The organism is Lactobacillus sp. ESL0684, assembly GCF_029392675.1.
Lineage (GTDB): Bacteria > Bacillota > Bacilli > Lactobacillales > Lactobacillaceae > Lactobacillus.
This window is the reverse complement of sequence record NZ_CP113941.1, coordinates 1,515,505-1,539,576: the sequence shown is the minus strand read 5'-3', so window position 1 is coordinate 1,539,576 and position 24,072 is coordinate 1,515,505. Positions and strand designations below refer to the sequence as shown.

19 protein-coding genes and 1 pseudogene are annotated in these 24,072 nt (G+C 36.8%); 11 read left to right on the top strand and 9 right to left on the bottom strand.

Features of this window, described 5'->3' with window-relative positions:
- Positions 1-4 precede the first annotated feature (4 nt).
- Positions 5-730 carry a hypothetical protein gene (locus tag OZX56_RS07575; RefSeq protein ID WP_277139459.1) on the top strand — a complete coding sequence of 242 codons (726 nt, stop codon included), beginning with the start codon at positions 5-7 and terminating at the stop codon, positions 728-730.
- A gap of 17 nt (positions 731-747) precedes the next feature.
- Positions 748-1,491 (top strand): hypothetical protein, encoded by a 744-nt coding sequence (locus tag OZX56_RS07570; protein ID WP_277139458.1) that lies wholly within the window; start codon positions 748-750, stop codon positions 1,489-1,491.
- Positions 1,492-1,572: 81 nt separating this feature from the next.
- On the opposite strand, the gene OZX56_RS07565 is transcribed toward OZX56_RS07570, so the two are convergent.
- Positions 1,573-2,358, bottom strand: coding sequence for a hypothetical protein (locus OZX56_RS07565; RefSeq protein WP_277139457.1), 786 nt, complete (start codon positions 2,356-2,358; stop codon positions 1,573-1,575).
- A gap of 12 nt (positions 2,359-2,370) precedes the next feature.
- On the bottom strand, positions 2,371-3,096 hold the full coding sequence (locus OZX56_RS07560) for a hypothetical protein (protein ID WP_277139456.1): 726 nt from the start codon (positions 3,094-3,096) through the stop codon (positions 2,371-2,373).
- 362 nt (positions 3,097-3,458) lie between these two features.
- On the opposite strand from OZX56_RS07560, the gene OZX56_RS07555 reads away from it, so the two are divergent.
- Positions 3,459-6,590 carry a BspA family leucine-rich repeat surface protein gene (locus tag OZX56_RS07555; RefSeq protein ID WP_277139455.1) on the top strand — a complete coding sequence of 1,044 codons (3,132 nt, stop codon included), beginning with the start codon at positions 3,459-3,461 and terminating at the stop codon, positions 6,588-6,590.
- An 86-nt stretch (positions 6,591-6,676) separates the two neighbouring features.
- Here the strand turns inward: OZX56_RS07555 and OZX56_RS07550 are convergent, their stop codons facing one another.
- The 4 genes and pseudogenes from OZX56_RS07550 to OZX56_RS07535 form a co-directional block, all read right to left on the bottom strand.
- Positions 6,677-7,402 carry a hypothetical protein gene (locus OZX56_RS07550; RefSeq protein WP_277139454.1) on the bottom strand — a complete coding sequence of 242 codons (726 nt, stop codon included), beginning with the start codon at positions 7,400-7,402 and terminating at the stop codon, positions 6,677-6,679.
- A gap of 281 nt (positions 7,403-7,683) precedes the next feature.
- Positions 7,684-7,788, bottom strand: a complete 105-nt coding sequence (locus OZX56_RS07545) for a putative holin-like toxin (RefSeq protein WP_348635956.1) — start codon at positions 7,786-7,788, stop codon at positions 7,684-7,686.
- A 478-nt stretch (positions 7,789-8,266) separates the two neighbouring features.
- Positions 8,267-9,489 (bottom strand): annotated as a pseudogene (locus OZX56_RS07540) (IS110 family transposase).
- Between the two features lie 267 nt (positions 9,490-9,756).
- A complete protein-coding gene (locus OZX56_RS07535) occupies positions 9,757-9,924 on the bottom strand; it encodes a hypothetical protein (RefSeq protein ID WP_277139453.1) in 168 nt (55 codons plus the stop codon).
- Positions 9,925-10,179: 255 nt separating this feature from the next.
- Here OZX56_RS07535 and OZX56_RS07530 point away from each other — a divergent pair, with 255 nt between their 5' ends.
- A complete protein-coding gene (locus tag OZX56_RS07530) occupies positions 10,180-11,631 on the top strand; it encodes an FAD-dependent oxidoreductase (RefSeq protein ID WP_277125816.1) in 1,452 nt (483 codons plus the stop codon).
- A gap of 103 nt (positions 11,632-11,734) precedes the next feature.
- Here the strand turns inward: OZX56_RS07530 and OZX56_RS07525 are convergent, their stop codons facing one another.
- The gene (locus tag OZX56_RS07525) at positions 11,735-12,610 is read right to left on the bottom strand and encodes an aldo/keto reductase (protein WP_277139452.1); all 876 of its coding nucleotides are present in this window, start codon (positions 12,608-12,610) and stop codon (positions 11,735-11,737) included.
- A 420-nt stretch (positions 12,611-13,030) separates the two neighbouring features.
- On the opposite strand from OZX56_RS07525, the gene OZX56_RS07520 reads away from it, so the two are divergent.
- Entirely contained in the window at positions 13,031-14,794 is a 1,764-nt protein-coding gene (locus OZX56_RS07520; protein ID WP_277139451.1) for an oligopeptide ABC transporter substrate-binding protein, read from the top strand.
- Positions 14,795-14,833: 39 nt separating this feature from the next.
- Here the strand turns inward: OZX56_RS07520 and OZX56_RS07515 are convergent, their stop codons facing one another.
- On the bottom strand, positions 14,834-15,415 hold the full coding sequence (locus OZX56_RS07515) for a TetR/AcrR family transcriptional regulator (protein ID WP_277139450.1): 582 nt from the start codon (positions 15,413-15,415) through the stop codon (positions 14,834-14,836).
- A gap of 106 nt (positions 15,416-15,521) precedes the next feature.
- Between OZX56_RS07515 and OZX56_RS07510 the strand changes: the two genes are divergently transcribed.
- From OZX56_RS07510 to OZX56_RS07495, 4 genes are all read left to right on the top strand, one after another.
- Positions 15,522-16,775 (top strand): ABC transporter permease, encoded by a 1,254-nt coding sequence (locus OZX56_RS07510; RefSeq protein ID WP_277139449.1) that lies wholly within the window; start codon positions 15,522-15,524, stop codon positions 16,773-16,775.
- Positions 16,776-16,983: 208 nt separating this feature from the next.
- Positions 16,984-18,375, top strand: coding sequence for an ATP-binding protein (locus OZX56_RS07505; RefSeq protein ID WP_277139448.1), 1,392 nt, complete (start codon positions 16,984-16,986; stop codon positions 18,373-18,375).
- 102 nt (positions 18,376-18,477) lie between these two features.
- Positions 18,478-18,963 (top strand): GNAT family N-acetyltransferase, encoded by a 486-nt coding sequence (locus tag OZX56_RS07500; RefSeq protein ID WP_277139447.1) that lies wholly within the window; start codon positions 18,478-18,480, stop codon positions 18,961-18,963.
- Positions 18,964-19,082: 119 nt separating this feature from the next.
- Positions 19,083-20,942 (top strand): cation:proton antiporter family protein, encoded by a 1,860-nt coding sequence (locus tag OZX56_RS07495; protein WP_277139446.1) that lies wholly within the window; start codon positions 19,083-19,085, stop codon positions 20,940-20,942.
- Between the two features lies 1 nt (position 20,943).
- Here OZX56_RS07495 and OZX56_RS07490 read toward each other — a convergent pair whose 3' ends face one another.
- Positions 20,944-21,522 (bottom strand): TetR/AcrR family transcriptional regulator, encoded by a 579-nt coding sequence (locus tag OZX56_RS07490; protein WP_277139445.1) that lies wholly within the window; start codon positions 21,520-21,522, stop codon positions 20,944-20,946.
- 103 nt (positions 21,523-21,625) lie between these two features.
- On the opposite strand from OZX56_RS07490, the gene OZX56_RS07485 reads away from it, so the two are divergent.
- The gene (locus OZX56_RS07485) at positions 21,626-22,420 is read left to right on the top strand and encodes a hypothetical protein (protein WP_277139444.1); all 795 of its coding nucleotides are present in this window, start codon (positions 21,626-21,628) and stop codon (positions 22,418-22,420) included.
- A gap of 153 nt (positions 22,421-22,573) precedes the next feature.
- Complete coding sequence (locus OZX56_RS07480; RefSeq protein ID WP_277139443.1) at positions 22,574-24,052, top strand: nicotinate phosphoribosyltransferase; 1,479 nt, start codon at positions 22,574-22,576, stop codon at positions 24,050-24,052.
- Positions 24,053-24,072: the final 20 nt, after the last annotated feature.

Here is a 24,072-nt window from a genome sequence, read left to right as displayed (position 1 = left end):
CGGAATGGGGAAAAATATGGTAATTACCCAGTTTTTTGTTAATATGCGAGATACTCAGCCTGGTCATCAAGTAGTAAGTCGTAATAACGTTACTGAGCTAATTAAGCCATTGTACAAGTCGGTTGCTCGCTATGATACTGAACTGACTATCTTGGGAAATTTTGCGAAGCTAGCGGAGAAGTGGCCATTGCTTAACGTGGTTCAGGTTGATCCTCACAATTATTTGAGTGATAATATGTATTTTTTACGCTGGGAGGTAACCTATGAATATCTGTTATACCACCCAGAGATTGATCAAGCGGCGCTAGTTGATGCAGGGGATGTTGAACTGCTTAATTATCCATTTACTAATCTTCAGGACGATATCTTATATATTGGTGATGAAAATAATTACCTTGATAATCCCATTGTTAAGAATGACTTGAAGCCAAGTTATTTAAATGATTTTGTTGAAAGAAATCAGTATTTACAATTACTAAATGCAGGTGTGATTGTTGGTAGTAGAAAAATATTACTAGAATTTTTAGAAATATTTGTTAAATTGCTAACTGATGATTTAGTTGTCAGTAAGTTTAACGCTAATCAGGAGCATTTGGGTAATTTTGAAATGGCTTTAACTAATTTTATAGCTTACAACTATTTTAATGAACGAATTTGTCACGGTAGGAAGGTAACCACGCGTTTTAAGAATGAAGAGCATGCGGTTAAATCCTGGTTTAGGCATAAGTAAAGTAGGTAATAGTGGAAATGAATGAAAGTGAACTGCTTAATAAAGAATATGATTTTCAACATAAAACCGATGCGGGGAACTGGGCTTATGTTGCTATGGGCGATCCCAATAAGTTTTTGATTATTGTGCTTCGACCTGATCATACGTTAGACTTTGTAACTAACATTCCCTTTTATCCTGAAGAACGAGCCTGGGAATTTGATCAAGAAAGGCAACATCTAATTTTTAAGGATGAGGCAGGAACTAAGATCATTGCAACTTATGCCGTGTCGCTTGATGATAATTATCTTATCTTGAATAATGTCGCTGATGAACGGAAAAGATATATCTGTCATAATAACTTTGATTTTAATAAAGCAGTACAGCCGCAGAGTATTCTGAGTCGGCAACGGCGGTTATTTGTTAATACGTCCCAGTCTGCAACTGAAAAAGACTTAATTAGTGATTTTGCTACCAAGATTGGCTATGAAGTAAGTTTTCTTAATTGTAATAATGACTGGCAATTCATCGATCAAGTATGGTCAGAGATCGCTCAGCAACGCGATCTGAAGGTGGCTTATATCATCTTTTCGGGAGGTAATAATCTAGATGGTAAAGCTTTTTCTCAAGACGATACCAAGAGCTTGCGATCTGCAACTGAAAATAGAGCAGAAGTCCTCTCAGCCTTATCGCAATTGCTAATCATGCATAATCAGCAGTTGTTGAATGGAGCAGAGCCAGCAACACCAACAGAATTACTGAAAAAGGTAATTATGAATTGAGTAAATTAGCGATTTTTAACTAAAAAATATCCTAGCAAGCAACTTTTAAGTCGATTGCTAGGATATTTTGTTTACTATGAATTATTCAGTCACTATTGTCGGTAATAGTGCTAATGGAGTTGACAGGGAGCCTTCGGCTAGTTGTTCATGATAGTGCTTAACTAACAATTGAGCTAAAACAACAATCACTTGATCTCTTTGTCCAGAAATCCAGGTGGCTTGCTCAGGTTGATTTTGAATAGTTAACTGGTCATTTAGAAGTTCCTGGCTTAAATCAGATTGACCAGCAAGGATTAAACACACCGTTTTAAGATTCGTGTCATTAGTAATGGCTGACCAAGCTGTTTCAATTAATGACCATGGATCAGAGTCTGGAGGAGTTAATTGTTTAGCCTCGCAGCAATACTTGATGGTATATTCTTGAAGCAATTTCTGTTCTTCATCAGAGCTAGTTTGTTCTGGTAATAAAATTAATCGTTGACAAGCTAAGACGTCTGGCTGGAAGTTGACTTCCTGGTCAAAGTCGATCGTCTCATAGCAGATATAGCGATTTTTCGGTTCGTTTACTTTAGTAAGAATAAATTGATGATCTATAACTGTTTGTGGTAATTGGTACTGGCTGAGAATTTTAGTATTGTCGATGTCTTTTAAAATAATCTGTTGATTTGCCTCATCAAATTCCCAACACCGTTCTGTTGGATAGAAGCCAACATGTGATGGGAATTTTAGGGTGTGATCACTAGCAAAAATAATTGCTAAATCTCCTCTAGGTGCTAATTGAACCGACATCCAATTACCAACATCTGCTTTAACTTGATAAGAAAAGATTTTATTCTTGAAGCGATTCAAAAATTCTTGTTCGTTCATTATTAACTCCTTTTATTTGTGCTTAAACCAGGAAGTAGTATTACGTTCACTGTACTTGTAACGAGTGTTGACCTTTCGACCATGACAGATACGTCCTGAAAAGAATTTGTATAAAACGTAGCAGGTAATCGCCATTTCATAATTACCTAAATGGTCTTGATCTGGATAGAATTTTTCATTTCTAGCATCTTCAACGATTAACTTGATTAGAATTGCCAAGAACTCTAACAGGGTTTTTCTGGTGCCGACCATGACGCCAGTATTTAATAATTGTAAGTGTCGATTTTTCTTAACAAAATCCGCTAGATATTTAGGTTTATTATCGCCAGTAATGATGCCACCAGTAAGGTCAATATATTCATCGCCAACATAGATGATCCCTTCTTTAACATCATTAAAAGGATAGTTCATCATTTCCACATCGCCGGCATCAACAAGCGCTGCTTTATCAATTTCAGGATGCTTTAATAGATAATCGAAGGTAACTTCCCAGCGTAAAAAATATAATTTGTTATTTAAATAATACTTGAATGGCTCGATAGTTATTAATTTTTCCAGTGGTGGAGGGGTGGTCGGATTTTCAAAGTTGATAATCGTATGTAATTCTGTATCAAATCTAGCCACAGATTCATATAAATCTTTAGTTATGTCAGTGATGTCGATATTTTGCAAAGTTTGCTGACGTTGAGTGTCATACATGTTGGCAAAAAATTGCGCTATTACCACATTTTTAGTCATTGTTAAGCTCCTTAGTTAAATCTTATTTAATTATAGCGCTTTAAAATAGCAATTAGCAATACTGTATTAGCATTTTAAAGATAATATTTTCTTAAATGATAATTTAGGCTTTTTTGAGTTTGAATTAGTTGATTGTGAAGCTGAAAGCTAAGACTTTTCTGTGGTGTGATGAGGTGAGATTATTGTTAATCAAGTATTAAACTGATATTTAAACAAGAGAAGCTTTCAGATGGTATAGATAGATTTCGAATTAGTATATAAATAACATATGTTTTTTATATAATTTGTATTATAATTATTTTATCCTATTTAGAAACCGGTTTCATAGTTGGAAATAAAATTAATAATTATAAGGAGAAATTATGTTGAGTAAAAAGCAAAGAGAGCGAATGAACTCTCTTCAGATACGGGCTGAAAAGCAACGCTTTTCAATTCGAAAGCTATCAATTGGAACAGCTTCAGTACTATTAGGCTTAACCTTCTTGGGTGTTAATAGCCAGACTGCTAGCGCTGCTACCAATGATGACGTACAAGCAGCAGATGATACTAGTCAGACTGCAGGCCTCAATACCTATTCTGGATTGAAAAAGTTTTTGATGTCTGATTCAGAGACTAGTACTCCAGCTGAAACAACTCAGGTGACTGCTGCTGCAGATGATGACACAGCAACTAAACCGCAAGCTCCAGAAAATTCTGAAGAAACGTCAGAATCGATAACTAATGCTTCTGAAGATACTACACCTACTAGCACTGATGTAACAACGTCAACGACCGATGATGAGCAACCAACTGAACCAGTACAATTAGAAAATCTCGGTAAAAATGGCGATTGTGATATTCTGTGGGACCCTAGTTCCAAAACCTTGCATGTTAAGGCTGGTGCAGATGGTAATCAACTTGCTAACAGTTTAGTAACTGGCTTAGATAGTAATTTGTATAATAATATCACTCATATTATGATTGATGATCCAATTGTTCTTCCAGAAAACAGCAATGGTATGTTTTCTGCTCCCATTTATGGTTTAAGTCAGTTAGAAGATATTAGTGGATTAAACCAAGTGGACACGAGTCAAGTAACTAGTATGTATGGAATGTTTTATATTGATAGTAAACTAACCAATCTAGATTTAAGCAGCTTTGATACTAGTCGGGTGACTAATATGTTAGCTATGTTTTCTAGTACTAACAGTCTAACTAACGTAGATTTAAGTAGTTTTAACACAAGTCAGGTAACTGATATGTCACTAATGTTTTATGATGCTACCAATTTAACCAGTTTAGATTTAAGCAACTTTGATACCAGTAGAGTAACGAATATGACGCGGATGTTTGGTGCTGATTCAAATTTGACTAATTTAGATTTAAGTAACTTTAACACGAGTCAAGTAACCGATATGTCGTACATGTTTGAAGGAGATAGTTTTATAACACTAGATTTGCGTAATTTTGATACCAGTCAAGCAACTGATATGTCTGGCATGTTTCGTGACATGCACAGTTTAACAAACCTAGACTTAAGTAATTTTGATACAAGTAAGGTACAACATTTTAGCTATATGTTTTCTGGACTCGGTTCTAAATATAAATTTGTATTTACATTACCAGCACAACATTTTGATAAAAATGCTTATTTTGATTACAATGGAATTAATATCCAAGCTGTTGATGCGGCTCATGGTGGTACTGTCGATCATCCAGTTGGTAAAAAGTATACGCTTGAGGAGCTACAAGGATTATACGCTTCTGCTAATCCACCTGCCGAAACCTATGTCATGGTAGGCGCGCATGATAACGAGCGTTACCTTGCTAGTGCCAAGCCTGGCAAACTAGTGGCAACTACTGGGCAAGATTTGGCTGCTACTAGCGATCAATACTTGCAATTCACTGATCAAGCAGATGGCTCAATTAAAACGGTATCGGATTTAAAGCAAGCCTATGATCTGATCAATAATGATCACAACGTTGTGACCGACGTTACTTGGAGTGGTAATGGCATTGACAAGACAGGGCACTTAACTGCGACTACGGGCACAGCTAACGCCACAGCAACAGTTACTTTTGGTGATGGCACCACAACGCAAATTCCGGTGTCTTTAACAATTGCTAATCCGAGTGCCAATTATCAAGTAACTGCAGCAACCGATGGTGTATTACAATTGCACGCCGCTGATGTCGGTGATGTGACAATTGCTAAGCAGCCCGAGTTTTACGATCCTGACGTGATTAACCAATTGGTATCCGTAACGACTGACGACACCAGTGTTAATGCCAGTGCTGTCATCGATCACTTGGAGTGGGTCAATAACGGGGAGCCGTCAACTGACTATCTCTCTGTCAGCAACAGTAATTTCGACTTGTACGACCAAGGTACTGTACGTGCGGTCTTTAAGAATGGGAAAAAGTCGCAGGCTTTCAAGATTAAGGTTAACGTGGTTGGCGCAACGCTGAAAGATGACGTCAACGTAGTCTTTAACTCCAGCCTCACACCAATTTCGGCGACTGACCACGTTGCTAATGGGGCAGACTACCTTGACCTTAGTCAAATTGACCAATATCCTGTAGAATATTACACTTGGTCTGATGAATCCGATCAAGATACCGCAGTTGAGGTCAACTATGGTAAGACTGGCGCTACTAAAACGGTCTACTTGATGGTGCATTACCAAGACGGCACTGAACAAGCAGTTCCTGTGACAGTAACTATTAAGAGCCAAGCAACTATTAATCAATATACACAGACTGCGCCGTTAACTGCTCATGTGATCAATGTCAATAACGGTGCCACCGCGAGTTTACCGCAAGTAACTGATCAGACCCAGTGGGGCAATTTCTTAGCTGGCGATTTAAGTGCAATTGCCAGTCTAACTTGGGCTGATCCAGCGGCCTTTAACCAAGCCCTAGCAAGTCGCGGTCAGCAACAAGCCGAGCTAGTAATTAAATTTAAGGATGAATCAACGCAAACCATGACAGTTAACTTACAAGTAACGGCACTTAATGCTCAAGTTGACCAACAAAAGACCTTTGATTTAAGCCAAACAACGATTGATCACACGCAGAATGATCCGACCGCTGCTGCTTATCTTGACCTTAGTGAATCCGACAAGCAAGCTATCACTGGCTATACTTGGTCAGGCGATGCGCAAGGCACTAGCGATCTCGAACTTACTGGAGCTGGCAGTCAACTTGCCTACCTGATCGTGCATTATCAAGACGGAACTGCCCAAGCTGTCGCAATGCCAGTGCTCGTTAAGCCGCAGAGTCTGCAATGGCAATTCCAGCAAACACAGACAATCAACGTGCCACTGAATTCCACGACAGAACCAGCAGCATTCGCCGATCCGAGCAGCTTCCTAGCCAATACCGAGACAATTGCCAAGATTAACTGGGCAACTGCTCCTGATACCAGCGTGCCTGGCGATACGACCGCCGCTGTCCAGCTGACCTTTAAGGACGGCTCAACCTTAATCCACTTAATCAGGATTAACGTTGCCTAGTTATCCGATGGATAAGTATAAAAAGCTCCGATTTATTTCGGGGCTTTTTTGGTTATCTAAAATTTATTTAGGATAAAGTTTGATTACTATTTATGCTTGAACCAGGCTTGACTATCGCGGTCATCAAATTCAAATTGGTTAGTAATTTTGCGACCGTGTTGGATTCGATCAGAAAAGAAGTTGTATAGCACATAATTAGTAAGCGCCATTTCAAGGCTACCTAAGTTATCTTGATCTGGATAAAATTTTTCATCTCTGGCATCTTCAACGATTAACTTAATTAAAATTGCCAAGAACTCTAACAGGGTTTTTCTGGTACCGATCATGACGCCAGTATTTAATAATTGTAAGCTTCGATTTTTCTGAATGAAATTATTTAAATAATAGGGTTTATTATCGCAGGTAATGATTCCATCAGTAAGATCGTTATATTCATCGCCGACATAAATGATTCCTTCGTTAACATCATTAAAAGGATAGTTCATCATTTCCACATCGCCGGCATCAACAAGCGCTGCTTTATCAATTTCAGGATGCTTTAATAAATAATCGAAGGTAACTTCCCAGCGTAAAAAATATAATTTGTTATTTAAGTAATGCTTGAATGGTTCAACAGTTATTAATTTTTCCAGTGGTGGCGGAGTTGTCGGATTTTCAAAATTGATAATCGTATGTAATTCTGTATCGAACCTAGCCACAGATTCATATAAATCTTTAGTTATGTCAGTGACGTCAACATTTTGTAATGTTTGCCCACGCTGAGTGTCATACATGTTAGTGAGGAATTGCGCTATTACCACATTTTTAGTCATTATTAAGCTCCTTAGTTAAATCTTATTTAATTATAGCGCTTTAAAATCACAGTTAGCAACAAGTTATAGGCTTTTTTATAATAGGGCTTAGATTCTATTTGGAATAAGAAATATTGTAGTTGTGGTGCTGGTGTATTTTACCCTGAAACAAAATGTGCTATAATAGCAAAAAGAAAAGGAGCTCTATTGCAAGTAGAACTCCTTACAGAAACCACATAAAGCGGTAGATAAAACTTAATTACGATTTGATAAATCGCTAGCTGTACTAGAGCTAAGGCGATTTATTTTTTTGACTGATTTTTAATCAGTTCAACAATTAATGCGATCAAGGCAACAATAAAAGTGCCAAAAGAAAGCATCAATTGAATAGCGTCTGCAACAGACACTATGGCTACCTCCTTTCAATAGAATTTGTGTTAGGTGTTTAACCACCATAAGCACCACTTCCTTTAAAGGAAAATAGCTACCGCCTTAGCTGTTTCTGTAATAACTATTATAACGAAAGATGAATAAGTTAAAAAGGTTATTTTTGGAAGAATAGTAATTTAAATCATTGAAATAATGTGCTACAATAATAAAAGAAAAGGAGTTCTACTGGAAATAGAACTCCTTACAGAAACCACTGCTAGAGTGGTGGCAAAGTAATAAGACTACGAAGTAATCATTAACTCAGCCCGAGCCAAAATGATTACTTTTTCTACTCAAAGTCAAGTATATCAAGGTATTAAATCATAATTCTTGTAGTCCGTCATTAGAATTATCTTTAAGTAGATTAAACTTAGATAATATGTTGTAACCCAAATAAGCTTAGTCCAATTGCATTTTTGAACTAAGCTGTTATAGTAATCTTATGATCAATTGGTTTTAGTTAAAGCCCTGTTTATTTTTGACTACGCTATAATCATATAATTGATCATGCACAATCAAATAGTAGACAGTCCGTGTTAGTTTGTGGACTGCTGCGATGGCGATCTTCTTGAAGTTTCTACTTTGAGAAGATCGTTTTTTCTTTTCGTAATAATCGGCAATGTGACAAGGCTCAGAATATCTTACTGAATCCATTTGTCCAATCGTACGGTAGAGAATCTTACGACCAATGGGATTGCCACGTTTACTAATATGATCAGTCAATTCCATTTCGCCCGACTGGTAATGACGTAAGTCTAAACCAACAAAGGCATTTAAGGCATTAGGATTACGAAAACGTCTGATATCGCCTAATTCACCTAATAATCTAACTGCGGTAATTTGTGAAATACCTGGAATACTTTCAAGAATTTTTAGATCACGGTTGGGTAATTTACTAGCTAAGTCAGACATCTTTTGAATGACATTTTCACGCTCTTTAGTTAGTTTGGTTAGTCGTTGAGCATAATATCTAGCTTGTTCAACTTCAAAAGCAGCTTTATCAACTGCTGGATAAGCTGTGTCAGCCAGTTCAAGTAAGTTAGTTGCCAACTTATTTGCACGCTGCTTACCAATACCATGGAAGCTTAAAAATACTGCATAACTCCTTCGTAACCTAAATTTTTAACGATTTGTGGATGCGTAAAAGTTTGGACATAGCGCCAATAATTCGTACCGTCAGGATGACTAGTTAAGGTTTCTAGCTCAGGAAAAGTAAACTGTAATACGCGGTGTAACCGGTTCTTAGCTGAAACCAAATCATGAGTTAATTGCTCATAAAAACGACTCATGGCACCTAACTGCTTATAGTTAGGGTCTTGTAGATAAGTTGGTCCGCGATGATAAATAAACTGTGAGTAAGCTAAATCTTTAGCATCGCGGCGATCAGTTTTATTGCGTCTAAATTGATCTAATTGCTGTTTGGCTTTAAGTGGGTTAAGCATAGTGTAGCGATAATGATATTGGTTAAGAAAAGCCTGCAATCTGCAAGAATAAACCCCAGTTGCTTCAAAGACAATCTGTGGTTGTTGGTGATAAAATTCTAATTCATCAAGTAGCTGCTGAAAACCAATGGCATCATTGGTGATATTAAACTGTTTAATGACTTGCTTATTAAGCATGATACAAACAGCAGATTTACGACTGCTCACGTCAATTCCCACTACAACTAAATTATTCATCTTCAAATACCTCCAACTAACTTAATTGTGCAGGGTAGAAGTTACAAGCTAAACTATATCTAATTTTCTATACCGGACATCAAGTGCCAACATACTACGAAGAGATTTAAGTTTAACTGATGAAGCTGTCAGTTTTATTTAGGGCGTCAAGTACTAGGTACAAGCGTCAAAAGTAACTAGGGCATATTAACTTCAACCCTGCTTCAATTTTAAAACAAAGAAAAAGCAGTGAATCAATATTCCGTCGAATATTGACCCACTACTAGGTTAGTATGTTTTATTTCTCGTAAAAAATTGCTTAATTACGGAAACCAGTCTTGCAATAGCAGCTGTCCAAATAGTTAAGGCGTTAGTCAGTTCTGTAAAAGAATTGACCAAGACATAACTAGCCCAAACGATTGTAGCTAGTTGCAAGAGCAGAGTAACAATATCCATAGGATATTGGGCTATCCTCCTTTCATTGAGAATTTGTGTTTGGTGTAAATACACACCATAAGCACCACCTCTTTTTAAGAAGAAAAAGCCACCACTTTAGCTGTTCTGTAATAATTATTATAGCGAAATATTAATGGATAAGAAATAACTAAATTTGCTATCAAGTATTTATATAACTCTATTGCTGAGAAACATTGCTACCATAATATTTAAAGTTTATAATTAATTGAAGGCGCTTAGAAATAGAGGTAGAAGATGTTAGCTAAGAATAGTGAATATGATGTAGTAATTGTTGGTGGTGGTCTGTCAGGAATGTCTGCGGCGGCTCAAGCAGCTGATCAAGGTTTGAAAGCCTTAGTGATTGAAAAAGGGCGTTCGACTGGTGGTAGCGGCAACTATGTTGAAGGTGTCTTTGCAGTAGATTCAAAAATGCAACGAGAGCAAGGAATTGAGATCAACCAAGCCGAACTTTTACATGATGAACAAGAATATTCTCATTACAAGGCCAATACCAAAATTTGGCGCGAATATATTAAGCAGAGTGCCGCTAATATTGATTGGTTGAAGGCTAAAGGAGTCCAGTTTGACAATGTTGCAACGTTAGGTTCAGGAATTGATACTTGGCACTTATTTTCCGGTTTGGGTAATAAGGCCATACATGCAGGTTTAGAACCATTTGCACGTGAACATGGAGTTGAAATTATTAAATCAGCAACTGTCACTGATTTAGTAATTGGCAAAGATAAGCAAGTTACTGGAGTTAAGGTTCAGGATTTTGAAAGTAATACGGTGGCGACCATTATGGCTAAAGCTGTAATTATTGCTACGGGCGGTTATTTAAATAATCAAAAAATGCTTGCTAAGTACTTTAATGAAAATGCTAATCGCATCGTGCCAGTAAATTCTGGTAAAAATACAGGTGATGGTTTAACAATGGCCTGGAAAGCTGGAGCCAAACAGTTTGGTTTAGGCATGGCAATGATGTTTGGTGGGCAAATTAAAGAATCCGCTGTGCCATCTTATCAATATTGGAAGTCAGATTTAGGCATTGCTTCGGCTGAGCAGGCGCCACTCTGGGTTAATGAAATTGGTGAACGCTTTGTTAAAGAAAATGTCTTTGATAATTGGGCACATGCAGGCAATGCAATTATTCGCCAAGAACGAGTTTATGCAATTTTAGATCAGGGCATTATTGATAAGTTTACTAATGGCAGTTTACCACGCAGCTTAAAGCCATTATCGACAAAGACTAAATTGGCTAATTTGCCAAAAATGTTAACTGAAGCAGTCGATAAAAAGCGGTCATTTATTACTAAGGCTGATTCAGTTGCCGAATTAGCGAATCAGATAGACTTACCTGAATTGGCAACTACGGTTAAAGCTTATAACCATGCTTGTGAGCAGGGGCAAGACCTTGACTTTGAAAAGCCAGTCCAATATTTAACTTCTGTAAGTCAAGCACCGTTTTATGCAATTGAATTAGGTGTTGGTGCGTATTGCACAATGGGTGGTTTGCGAGTCAATGAACGAAATGAGGTGCTTGATGCTAACGGTCGTAAACTTGCTGGTTTATATGCCGTGGGTAATGATGCAGCGGCAGTGTTAGTTGGCAATACTTATGGTGTTAATGTGCCAGGATCAGAAGCAGGTTATTGCGTCTATTCTGGTCGAGTAGCAGTGCAAATGGCAGAAAAATATCTGTCATAATACTAAATAAAAAAACTCCTCTCATGTTGATACGAACCCCGAAATTAGCTTGTCTTAATTTTAGGGTTCAGATCAATACATGGAGGAGTTTTTAATTAGTAAATTATAGTTCTAAATGAGTACGAGGATCTTGCCCAGAAACACGAGCATCAGGCTGGTCTAAATCAGTAATTGCATCCATCTCGGCGGCTGTCAATTGGAAGTCAAATAGATCAAGGTTAGCCTGTTGATGGTTGCTACTCTTGGCACGTGGCAAAGGAATAACTCCAAGCTGATATTCCCAACGCAACATAATTTGCCCACCATCTTTATGATATTTGTGAGCCAATTGCTTAATTAATGGTAGATCACGAATCGGCTGACTTAACTTTTTGCCAGCTCCACCAAGCGGACTCCAAGCTTCAGTAACAATTTCGTGGTCACGATCGTATTGTCGTTGTTTGGCTTGGCTAAACAGTGGATGAATTTCCACTTGGTTTACTTCTGGTAATTCGCCCGTTTCTTCTTCAAGTCGATCAAGGTGTTCTGGTAGAAAGTTTGATACGCCAGCTGCCCGAATTAATCCGCGTTTCTTAGCTTCTAGCAAAGCTTGCCAAGCCTCGACGTAGTGATCTTTCATTGGATTAGGCCAGTGGATTAAGTACAGATCAAAATAATCTAGATCTGCACGATAAAGAGATTCTTCAATAGCATCAAGAGCTGCTTGATATTCATGGTAGCGTCCGGGTAATTTGGACGAGATGATTAGCTGGTCACGGCTAACATTGGCTATCTTAATTGCCTGTCCAACCGTGCCCTCATTTTCATAATTATAAGCAGTGTCGATTAAGCGATAGCCGTTATTAATAGCGTTTTTGATTTCAGTAGCGCCAGATTTAGCGCGTAATTGATAAGTACCAAAGCCAACAGCAGGTAATTCAATACCACCTCGTAAAGTAATAGTAGGAATTGACATATTTACTCCATTTCTATCCAACATGGATAATATAGCATAGCATTTTTTGAAAACGATTTAAGTTAATTGTAGAAACTAGAACGTACGATGTCAATTGAGATACTAAGTGGCAATTGATTCTAGTAATATTTTTTAAAATTCCGCTTGACATTTTAAAGTTAGTTTTATAACATTAAAGACAAGTTAATTTTGGGAGGATAATTCTAATGAAAATCAATAATTTTAATAAACAAATAAAGATTAGAATAACCACTGCTCAAGATTTATTAGCCTTGTTGTTGCAACGAAGGACTTGACTTAAGTAATTGCTTTTTAGTAATTTTATAAGTTAAGCCCTTGTTTGCGTTTTAATGATTGGGGCTTAACTAAGAAGGATTTATGCCTCATTCATTAAATTGAATGGGGCTTTTTTATTTTGAAAATTTGGGAATTGAGGAAGAAAAAATGAAATCTAGTATCAAAAAAAGTATTATGTCCACCACTTTATTAGCTTCGGCTGCTCTGACTTTAGCTGCTTGTGGAAAACCTGCTAGCAAAAAAGTCGAAGAAAAGTTTCCAGATAAGACTCCAGTAAAAGCCATTAAGCATGGTGGTACACTCAAGGTCGCTGAAGAAACGGATACGCCGTTTACCGGGATTTTTGCTAATGAATTATCCAATACGGCTATTGACCAAAACATTGCTAGTCCTGGTAACGAAAACCTGTTTGATACCGATGACAATTATAAGATTACTGATAAGGGTCCAGCTACCCAAAGGATTGATAAGAAAAATAACACGATTACGATTACTGTTAAAAAGGGTGTTAAGTGGTCAGATGGTAAGCAAGTTGTTGCTAAGGATTTAGAATATCCATACGAAATTCTGGCAAATAAACAAACCAAATCTCAAAATTATTCTAATCTATTTGAAAATATTGAGGGGATGAAAGCATATCACGAAGGCCAAGCTAAGACGATTTCTGGGATCGAAATGCCAGACGGCGAGAATGGCCGCAAGTTAGTGCTACATGTTAAGGAATTAAAGCCGGGGATGGAATATTCTGGTAATAATTATATCTGGGAAAAGGCAGAGCCATATCATTACCTTAAAGATGTCCCGTTTGCTAAGCTGGAATCATCAGACAAGATTAGAAAGAATCCAATGTATTTTGGTGCTTTTAAGATGAAGAAACTGGTACGCGGTGAATCAATTACTTGGGTACCTAACAAGTACTATTGGCGTGGTAAGCCAAAGTTAGATAAGATTGTGGTTTCAGTGCTGGCAACCAATTCAGCCTCACAGGCAATTAAGAGCAAGAGTTTTGATGTTACTCAGGTAATTAATTCGCAATGGGAGCAGGTTAAAAAGACTAAAGGGGTAAACTTTGTAGCCCAAATTCCACTATATTACAATTTTATTGGGTTTAAGGTAGGCAAATGGGATGCTAAAAAGGATCGCAATGTCATGGATCCCAATGCTAAGATGAATAATAAAGCACTGCGACAGGCAATTGGCTATGCAATGAATGTTGATAAAGTTTACGATCGCTATACACATGGTTTAAGTTTTCGGGTACCGACTTTGATTCCTAAGGAATATGGTGATTACTTTAATAAGGATGCCAAGCATTATTCTTATAACTTAAAGAAGGCCAATGATTTATTAGATAAGGCAGGCTATAAGAAGAAGGGCAAGTGGCGGGTTCAGCCTAATGGTAAACCATTAACAATTCGTTATATGGCGCGGGTGACTGATGATAGTGCGCAAAGTACTATTCAGCAAAACTACCTGCAACAATGGCACAAGATTGGTCTAAATGTTAAGTTAATTGGCAATCGCCTGACTGAATTTAATACATACGTTAATAATCTTGAAGGAGATAGCCATGACTTTGATATGTGTCAGATTGGTTGGCATTTAGATAGCGAACCATCGCCAAGCAGTCTATATTCTGAAGATTCACCGAAGAATTATACGCGATTTGTAACCAAGAAAAACAACCAGCTGCTTAAGCAAATGGACTCCAAGAAGGCTTTTGACCATAAATATCGTGTTGACAAGTTCCATGAGTGGCAAGAATATATGAATGAAGAGGCTTACGCAATTCCAGAATCGGGTTCATACACGGTTTATGCGGTTAATAATAAGGTTTCGGGATATACGCTGAAGCCGTCCGAGACAAACAATGGTCGTCAATTATGGTATAAGGTTGGTTTTGTCAAATAATTAATAGGTAAAAAAGTCATGATGTGTGGTCATGACTTTTTATTGATAATTCTGTAAATCACGATGTGAAACTACTTTGATGAAATTAACAATATCCTGGCGAGAGTACTCTTGTGGATGATAACTCCAGAATTCGATACTGCCTAAGATTGCAGAACTCCGATAGTTAATTAATAGCTCGAATTCTTTTTGAGAAAGTGGTCCATTAGGATCTAGCAGGTGCTTTAAGAAATGATGATTAGCTACTGCTAGCAATTCTTTAAACTTGACATAAAAATGTGAATTATCGACTTTTTTGAATAAAACGTATAGTAAATCAAGATTTTGTTCGACAATATTTAAGACTTCTTCTAGATAATTTTGGGCTAATTGACGATTGCTGTCTGTATTTTCTTGGGTGAAAACATGATGATAAATACCTGCAATTTTGCTAATAATGGTGTTTTCACAATCTTCAATCAGTGCTGTTTTATTTTCAAAATAACGATAAAACGTACTGCGATTAATATGGGCAGCTTGAGCAATATCGTTAACTGTGCAAGGCTTTTCCTGTTTAGTAAGCAAAACAAAGGCATCAATAATTGCTTTTTTGGTCGTATTGATTTTAGTTTGATTATTCATATAAATTTCCTATCTTGCAACAATTTTGGGCAAAATGTTGCGTAAATTATATACCAAAAAGCGTAAAATGGCTAACATTGATGTTTTTTAGAAGAGGTAGGATAGTATGTGGAAAGTTGTTAAAAGTAAATTCTTTTGGGTGTGTATGGTAATCATCTGTGCTTTTGTCGGATTATTGTCAATAGCACAAGTTGGCGCACGCAATTCTGCTAAAGTAAAAGAAATGCCTGTGGCAATTGTCAATGAATCACACAGCAAGGTCAGCAAAAAGCTAGTTAAAAGTCTAAAGGACAAGTTTTCTGACTCTGATGCCACTTTAAAGATTATTGATGTCAATAAGGAAAGTAAATTAAAGCAGGGGTTTGCTGATAAAAAATATTATGGTGCCTTAGTTATCGATCAAGATTTTGATGATACTTTGACGACGCAGCAAAATTACCTAAAGGGTCTAATTATGCAGGCTAAGCTAGCTAAGTTGCCAGCGCAGCAAAAAGCTAGTCCACAAGTTAAAGCTCAACTTGCTGAAGCGAAGAAGTTAGTAGCTCAAAAACCAGCTCAAGCCAAGATTCGCGTTTTGATTAGTCAAGGCTCTAACATGCAGGCGTCATCGCTTTTGTCAACAGCTTTACCTCAAATTGGTGAGGGTTTGGGTCAAGGTTTAGCTAAGCAAATGCAAGCCACTTTGGACAAAAATAAGGTAACATTGTCTTCTGCGCAATGGCAAACGATTAATCAACCGATTAAAGTTACGACTAAAGTAAAGAATAAAATCCCGGACAAGAGTATTAGTGGAATGGCACCAATGATTTTTGTCATGTTAGCTTGGATTTCATCATTTATGCCGTCAATGTTTTTAAGAAAATCACACCATGAACTGGATGAAGATAGCAAGATTGGTCTAAAGACTGTTAACAATCAGATGGGGAGTGGTATCTTACTTACGGTAATTGCGACCTTAGCAATTTTTGTAATTGTACACCTTATGTTTGGAGTACCAATTAAAAATACTGGGAGCTTCTTGTTAACATTAGCTTTGACAGTTGCAGTTCTTTATCTATTACAAACCTGTCTGCTGAATTGGTTTGGTATGGGTGGTCAGCCAATCTTGATGGTAATATGGTTATTATCAATGGCAGTGGCGACTTATCCTAAAGAAATGTTAAGCCCGATCTTTAGAAATGGGGTTTATAGCTGGACACCAGTTCGCTTTGCGATGGATCTATTTACTAATAATCTTTATATTAGTGGTAGGTCAGCTACTACGCAAACAGATATTATCGTTTTAGTAAGCGTTGGTCTAGTAGCACTGTTTGCTGTTTATATGTCGGGATTATTTAAAAAATCGACAGCTAAAAAATAATTTAAATTGATTAATTAACTCCAAGGAATAGCAGTAGCTATGCTTGGAGTTTTTGTTTGGCCATATTGAAACGATAAATAAAATAAAAAATACTAATCTAGATTATACTAATTTAGATTAGTATTTTTTAGCTTAAGATTATTTGTTGTTTAATTATACTAATTTAGATTATAATAATCTAAATTAGTATAACTTACAGGAGTAAAAAATGTTTGTTGGACGTAAAAAAGAATTGGCTGCTTTAGAAGAAATGTATGAGCAGGATAATTTTCAAATGGCTATTGTTTACGGCAGGAGAAGAATTGGCAAGACTGCGTTATTGAACGAGTTTATTAAGGATAAGAATTCCTTATTTTTTCCAGCTGAAGAGGTAAATGACTCACTCAATTTACAAAAATTTTCTCAGATCTTAGGGGAAAAGCTGGGTATTCAAAATTTCCCAGCGGTAAGGGATTGGTCAGCATTATTTGCAATAATTGCTGAGAAGTTTTCTCAAGCACATTTAGTTTTAGTAATTGATGAGTATCCTTATGCGGCAACAGCGAATAAGTCATTAAATTCAATATTGCAACATGTTATTGATTATCAGTTTAAGCAGAGTAATATTTTTTTGATTTTGTGTGGGTCATCAATGAGTTTTATGGAAAATCAAGTTTTGGGTAAAAAAAGTCCACTATTTGGTAGGAGAACTGGGCAATTAAAAGTTAATCCACTAGATTATTATGATGCTGCTAAATTCTATCCAACTGCTAGTAATGAGGAAAAAGTTAAATACTATGCGTGTGTAGGCGGAACGCCATATTATCTATCATTGATTAATTCCAAACTGAATTTTCAAAAAAATTTGGAAAATTTATATTTTAAGATGACTGGCTATTTATTTAATGAAGGAACTTTATTAATGAAGCAAGAGTTTCGAGAACCTGCTAATTATAATGCTGTTTTGCAAGCTATTGCTAGTGGTGCCAATACTCTTAATGAAATTGTTGGGTTTACACAGTTGGAAAGCAGTGTAGTTTCAAGATATTTGGTAACCTTACGTGAACTTAATTATGTTGAACGCGTTGTCCCGTTTGGTGCCAATCCACTTAAGAAAAAAACTAGCCAATACCAAATAACTGAAAATTTTTTAGCTTTTTGGTATCGCTATGTTTTTGGTGTGCGTGGCGAAATTGAACAAGGAAATGGCACAATTTATTGCTTGGCAGCAATACAAGATTTGAGTGATTTTATTGGGCCAATTTTTGAAGAGATTACTAGGCAATACTTACGAAGAATGAATGCAGTGAATAAATTACCTTTTATTGGCAAGACTTTTGGTAAATGGTGGGGTAAAGATAAGCAGAGCAATGTCCAAGAAATTGATGTGGTTGTAGAATCATTGGATAGCAAGCAGTTATTAATTGGTGAATGCAAATGGCGCGATCAATTTAAGGTTAAGCAGACAGTCCAGCATGTAAATGAACGTGCGGATCTCTTTACCAAGTATACTTGCTACAAATACTTATTTACTAAATTGCCAATTAAGCTGCAAGATGAAGAAGTAGTCAATGTGAGTGTGGAAGATTATTTTTCGCGGGGATTAGAACCAGCAAATTGATAAAGTATTTAACTTGGAATTGCAATTTTCCAAAAAAAGAATATTATTAAATTAATATGATAGTTTTAATTTGCGGAGTTGATTTATAAGGAGATGCTAGTCATGAAAAGCAATGTTCAATTTAGAGAAATTCAAAAACAGGATGATGCAGCTATTTGTACAATCATTAAGAAAGCTCTAGAAGAATACCACGATAATTTACCAGGAACTGCATACTATGATCCAGAATTAGCTCATTTATCACAGTTTTACTTAGCTAGTCCCAAGAGAACCTACTTGGTCGTTACTAGTAACGGAACAGTTATTGGTGGCTGCGGCATTGGAGAAACCAGTGTTCAAGGTGTTGCTGAAGTACAAAAGTTGTATTTGAGTGCTGAAACACGCGGCAAAGGCATTGGCAAGAAGCTGCTTCAACTGTGTGAAGAAAGAGCTAAGAACTTGGGATATCATAAACTATATATTGAAACACTTTCTAATATGACCTCTGCTTTGGGGCTGTATCATCATGTAGGCTTTAAGCAACTTGAAAAGCCGTTGATCAATTCACAGCATACAACTTGTGATATTTGGCTAAGTAAAACAATTTAAGACACTAAAAAACCACTCGGTTATGATTTGGTGATAAATTTAGTTAATACTAACTTGGATTTCTATAAGAATAAGTGTTATATTATAGCAGTTAATTTAGAAATTAGAGGAGTAAAACTATGGATTTATCGCTAGTGATTGTTTCGTTGGCAGCCTTTTTGACACCAACTTTATTAGCTCGTTTTAAGGTAACCTTGATTCCTAATACGGTTGCAGAAATTATTGTTGGGGTTTTATTGGGAAAAAGTTGCTTGAACTTGGTTCATATCAACTCAGTTTTAGATACCTTGTCGACTCTTGGAACAATTATGCTGTTATTTTTAAGCGGAATGGAAATTGATTTTTCTTTATTTAAACCTCATCAGCCAACTACCATGTTAGCAGCTAAAAAGGCGAAAACCGCGCCGCAAAAGAGTCCTCTTAAGATAGCAAGTCTGGCTTATGCTTTGACTTTAGTAGTGTCAATTGTTCTGGGCGTGATTTTTGCGGTTACTGGTTTGTTTCCAGACCTATTTTTCTCTTCCATAATTTTTGCGACAGTTTCACTAGGCGTGATGATCAGCATTCTGAAGGAAAATGAACTTTTAGGTCGGCCTTATGGTCAAGGTCTATTATTATTTGGCGTTTTTGGTGAAATTATTCCTTTGTTATGTCTAACTATTTATTCCGCACTAAAGAGTGGTAATGGTGCAACCCTTTGGCTATTGTCGTTAGTCTTTTTGGCAGCAGCGTATTTATTGATGCGTTTTCGTAATTTCTTTAATATTTTTGGCAAATTAACTAAAGAAACCACACAGCTTGATATGCGGTTTGCCTTTTTGATTATCATTATTTTAGTGGTACTGGCGGTCTCTGTTGGTGCAGAGAATATTTTAGGTGCCTTTTTGGCAGGAATAGTGGTTAAGCTACTTGAACCAGAAAAGGTTACTCAAGAAAAGTTGAACGCAATCGGTTATGGTTTTTTAATTCCGTTTTTCTTTATTTTGACAGGAGTAAAGTTAGATTTAAGAGAATTACTGAGTTCTAAGTCAACCTTAATTTTAATTCCATTGTTATTATTAGCATTCTTAATAGCTAAGTTACCTGCTTATTTTTACTTCAAGCAGCTGGCAACTAAGCGCAACGCTCTTGCTGGTACTTTTTTAGTAGAAACGACAATGACTTTAGTTATTTCAGGGGTAGCAATTGCGCAAAACATTCATGTGGTGAACAGTCAGCAAGGAGGAGCCTTTATTTTAGCAGCTGTAATTACTTGTTTATTAGGGCCACTGCTGTTCAAAAAGTTATATCAACCAGCTGCTGACAAGGTTGCTAAAACGCAAGTGCACATTATTGGAACTGCGATGGCATCAGTTGAAACTGCTAAACAACTGCCAAGTGACTGGTATGAAGTACAATTGTATACAGCTCGTCAGCAAGTATATGATAGCTTTAAACATACTGCCCCGATCAACCTACTTGATTCTTTGGCTGTAAAAGAATTAATCGAGCAAGGGATTTTTGATACAGATATCTTAGTTATTGCCGATTTAAATGCTAAGCAAAATTACCAATTGGCAATTGCGGCTAAGAAATACGGCGTTGAACGTGTCATAGTGCGGCTTAGTGATCCCGATCCTGATGAGACTGGTGAGATGGAACAAAAATTAGCTGCACTTGATATCGAATATTTCAATACTTTTAACACCAGTGTTAGTGTCTTTAAGGCCGCGATTATTGCTCCGGAAATTCTTGATTTGATTACCTCAACTAATTCTGATTTATTTGAAATTAAAGTGACTAATGCTGCATATGATGAGACGCTGATTACAGATTTACCAGAGGCCGACGATATTGTTATTAGCCGGATTATACGGCAAGGTAAACTTGTATTGCCACAAGATGATGTACGATTGGAAACTGACGATCGCTTAATCTTAACTGGTCCTAGAAAGGCTGTTTCGCGTCTGCGCCAGAGACTTGACAATCAAAATGAATAATTTAAATTGTGGTAATAACCTGAGTTAGTAAACCGTTAAAGGTTTGCAAGGTTTGCTTTTGTTTGGTAAGTGATGGTAACACAGCTTGATCTTTAAAATAATCCACATAGCTTAAGATAACGTTAGTTAGCAGATGCGATGCAATTGCTAAATCATTACTATTACCAATATATTTAAGCTGTTGGTTGCTGATATAGGTAGTAATTTCATATTCAACTAATTCAAAGAGGGATTGAGTAAAACTCCGTCGTCCAACTTTTATTTGGCTGAGTTTACGACTCTTTTGGAGGCTTGTTAAAACTTGTTGCTGCAAACCAGAGATATCCAATTGTTCATTAAATTGCATTTTTTCAACTCTTTTGGCTAATAAACTTTTAAAATTGGCTAATTCTGCAGTCTGCATTTTTTCGACTAAATCATATTTATCTTGATAGTGGTGATAAAAAGTACCACGACTGATATTTGCGTTCTTAATAATTTTATCGATGGTAATTTGTTCAAATTGGTTTTTATTTAATAATTGTAAAAAGCTATACTGGATTTTTTGTTCAGCCTTAGTGTAGCGTGGATCGCGTGACATGGTAATTCCTCCGTATTTACTTATTAGACATTTTGTACGAGTTTGCTTATTTCATTTTACTATGGTTAGCAAGTATAATGAAAGCAATTTAGGAGGTATTAAAATGAGTAATTTTAAAATCCAAACTTTTATTAATGATGAAGAGGTTAAGCCGGCAGTTTTAGAGCGGTTAAAATATGAGCGTTCACTGCACGTATTGCACGAATTAATGGACTTAGGAGTCAAAATTAAAGATAATGCTGGTAACGATCTAGATAAAGTTTCTGTTAATTGGCTGGAACCAGAAGTAGCAATTGCTACTGCGGTTAAGGCACATAGTGAATTGGGGTCACAAGGGACACTTGATCTGTATCATGATATTCTGTTAGATTCTGATAAACATTGGCATGAATATAATGAGGTACCAATTGAGGAGCAAGGTTGTCAAACGGCTACAACTCACTTGGTAGTTAGTGGGGTTGATATCCAAAGTTTTGGTCAAGGAATTAATAACGTTACTGGTGGTGATCTAGCTTTTAAAATTAATCCTGAGCATTATTATGTTAATGGTGAGTTATCCACTGGCAAGCAAGAGATTATGGAAACTTTTGGGATGTTTGGTGAGCCAACTTTGACATACGGTAAGCCTGCCAAAGAAATTCCAGATTATTATCCAGTTAAGCGTCTGGAAGATCACCCAATGTGTATGGCAGGTGAGACTTACCTAGTACACGATGATTTTAATTTGCATGTGGGTGCGGTGCATCAAATTAAGCCGCTACCAGATGGTATTGACATTGTTTCAACATTTGTTTGTCCAAATAATGCACCAAAAGCAATTGCACAGGGACACACAGTGCACTTTGCTTTAGAACTTGGCGGGATGTTAACTTTATTGCATGATTCCCAAGCTAAATAATTATTTTTTCCACAAAAAGTTTATGCTTAATCAAGTGTAAACTTTTTTGTTTTGCTTAAAAACCGAATAATTAACTATTTTAGGTTCTTAATTGAGCTATATGAGCTGTAATAGTATAATTAAGGACTAAAATGTTTGTAATAGGAGAAAATAATGTTTTATCAAGAATTGGATCAAGACGATTCGTTAGCCTTACATACTGATTTGTATGAAATAAATATGATGTACACATACTTTAAGAAGGGAATTGCTGATCGGCATGCAGTTTTTGAAGCATATTACCGCGAAGAGCCATTTGGCAACGGTTTCTCTATTTTTGCTGGTTTAGAGCACATAATTTTATATCTTAAGCAGCTACATTTTAGTGAAAGTGATTTGCGTTATCTTGAAGAAGAGGTCGGCTATGATGCTGATTTTATCGATTATTTGCGTAATTTTAAGTTGCAACTAACGGTGCGGTCAATGCGTGAGGGTGAGATTGTCTTTGCTAATGAACCGTTAGTACAAGTCGAGGGTCCACTAGCCCAATGCCAATTAGTTGAAACAGCAATTTTGAATATAATTAATTATCAAACCCTAGTGGCAACGAAAGCGGCGCGAGTCAAATTAGCCGTGCAAGGTGATGGTGTCATGGAATTTGGCAGTCGCCGTGCACAAGAAACGGACGCAGCCCTTTGGGGTACACGAGCAGCTTATATTAGTGGCTTTGATTCAACCAGTAATGTGCGTGCTGGCAAATTATTTGGGATTCCAGTATCTGGAACGCACGCTCATTCTTTGGTTGAAGCATTTGGTAGTGAATATGAAGCTTTCAAAGCTTATGCTCAAACCCATCATGATTGCGTCTTTTTGGTTGATACTTACGATACAGTTCGCAGCGGTGTGCCGAATGCTATTAAAGTAGCACGTGAAATGGGTGACCAGATTAATTTTCAAGGAGTCAGAATTGACTCTGGAGATATGGCCTATATTTCTAAACAAGTACGTAAACAACTTGATGCAGCGGGATTTACTGGTGCTAAGATCTATGCTTCCAATGACTTAGATGAAACTACGATTACCAGTTTGAAAATGCAAGGAGCTAAAATTGATGTTTGGGGCATCGGTACCAAGCTGATTACAGCTTATGATCAGCCAGCTCTTGGAGCGGTCTATAAATTAGTAGCGATTGCTGATGAGCGTGGTCAACTGCAAGATACCTTAAAAATTTCTTCTAATGCTAGCAAGGTTTCGACGCCAGGCAAAAAGCAGGTATGGCGGATTAATGCTAATACTGCCAAGAAGAATGAGGGGGATTGGATCGCTCGCTTTGATGAAGATCCAAGACAAATGAAAGCATTATTTATGTTTCATCCCCAATACACTTATATTAATAAGACTGTAACGGATTTCACTGCAGAACCATTGTTGAAAGATATTTTTCAAGCAGGTAAGCTAGTATATAAGCAACCCAAATTGCAAGCAATCAGGCGGTTTTGTGCAGATAATTTGGATGGTCTCTGGGATGAATATAAACGCAGTTTAAATCCAGAAGCATACCCAGTTGATCTGTCGCAAAAACTATATGATAGCAAAGTTGCATTAATTAAAAAGCTTCGTCAGCAAATAGCGGATAATAACCGAAAAAATTAGGATACTAGATAAAATGAAAA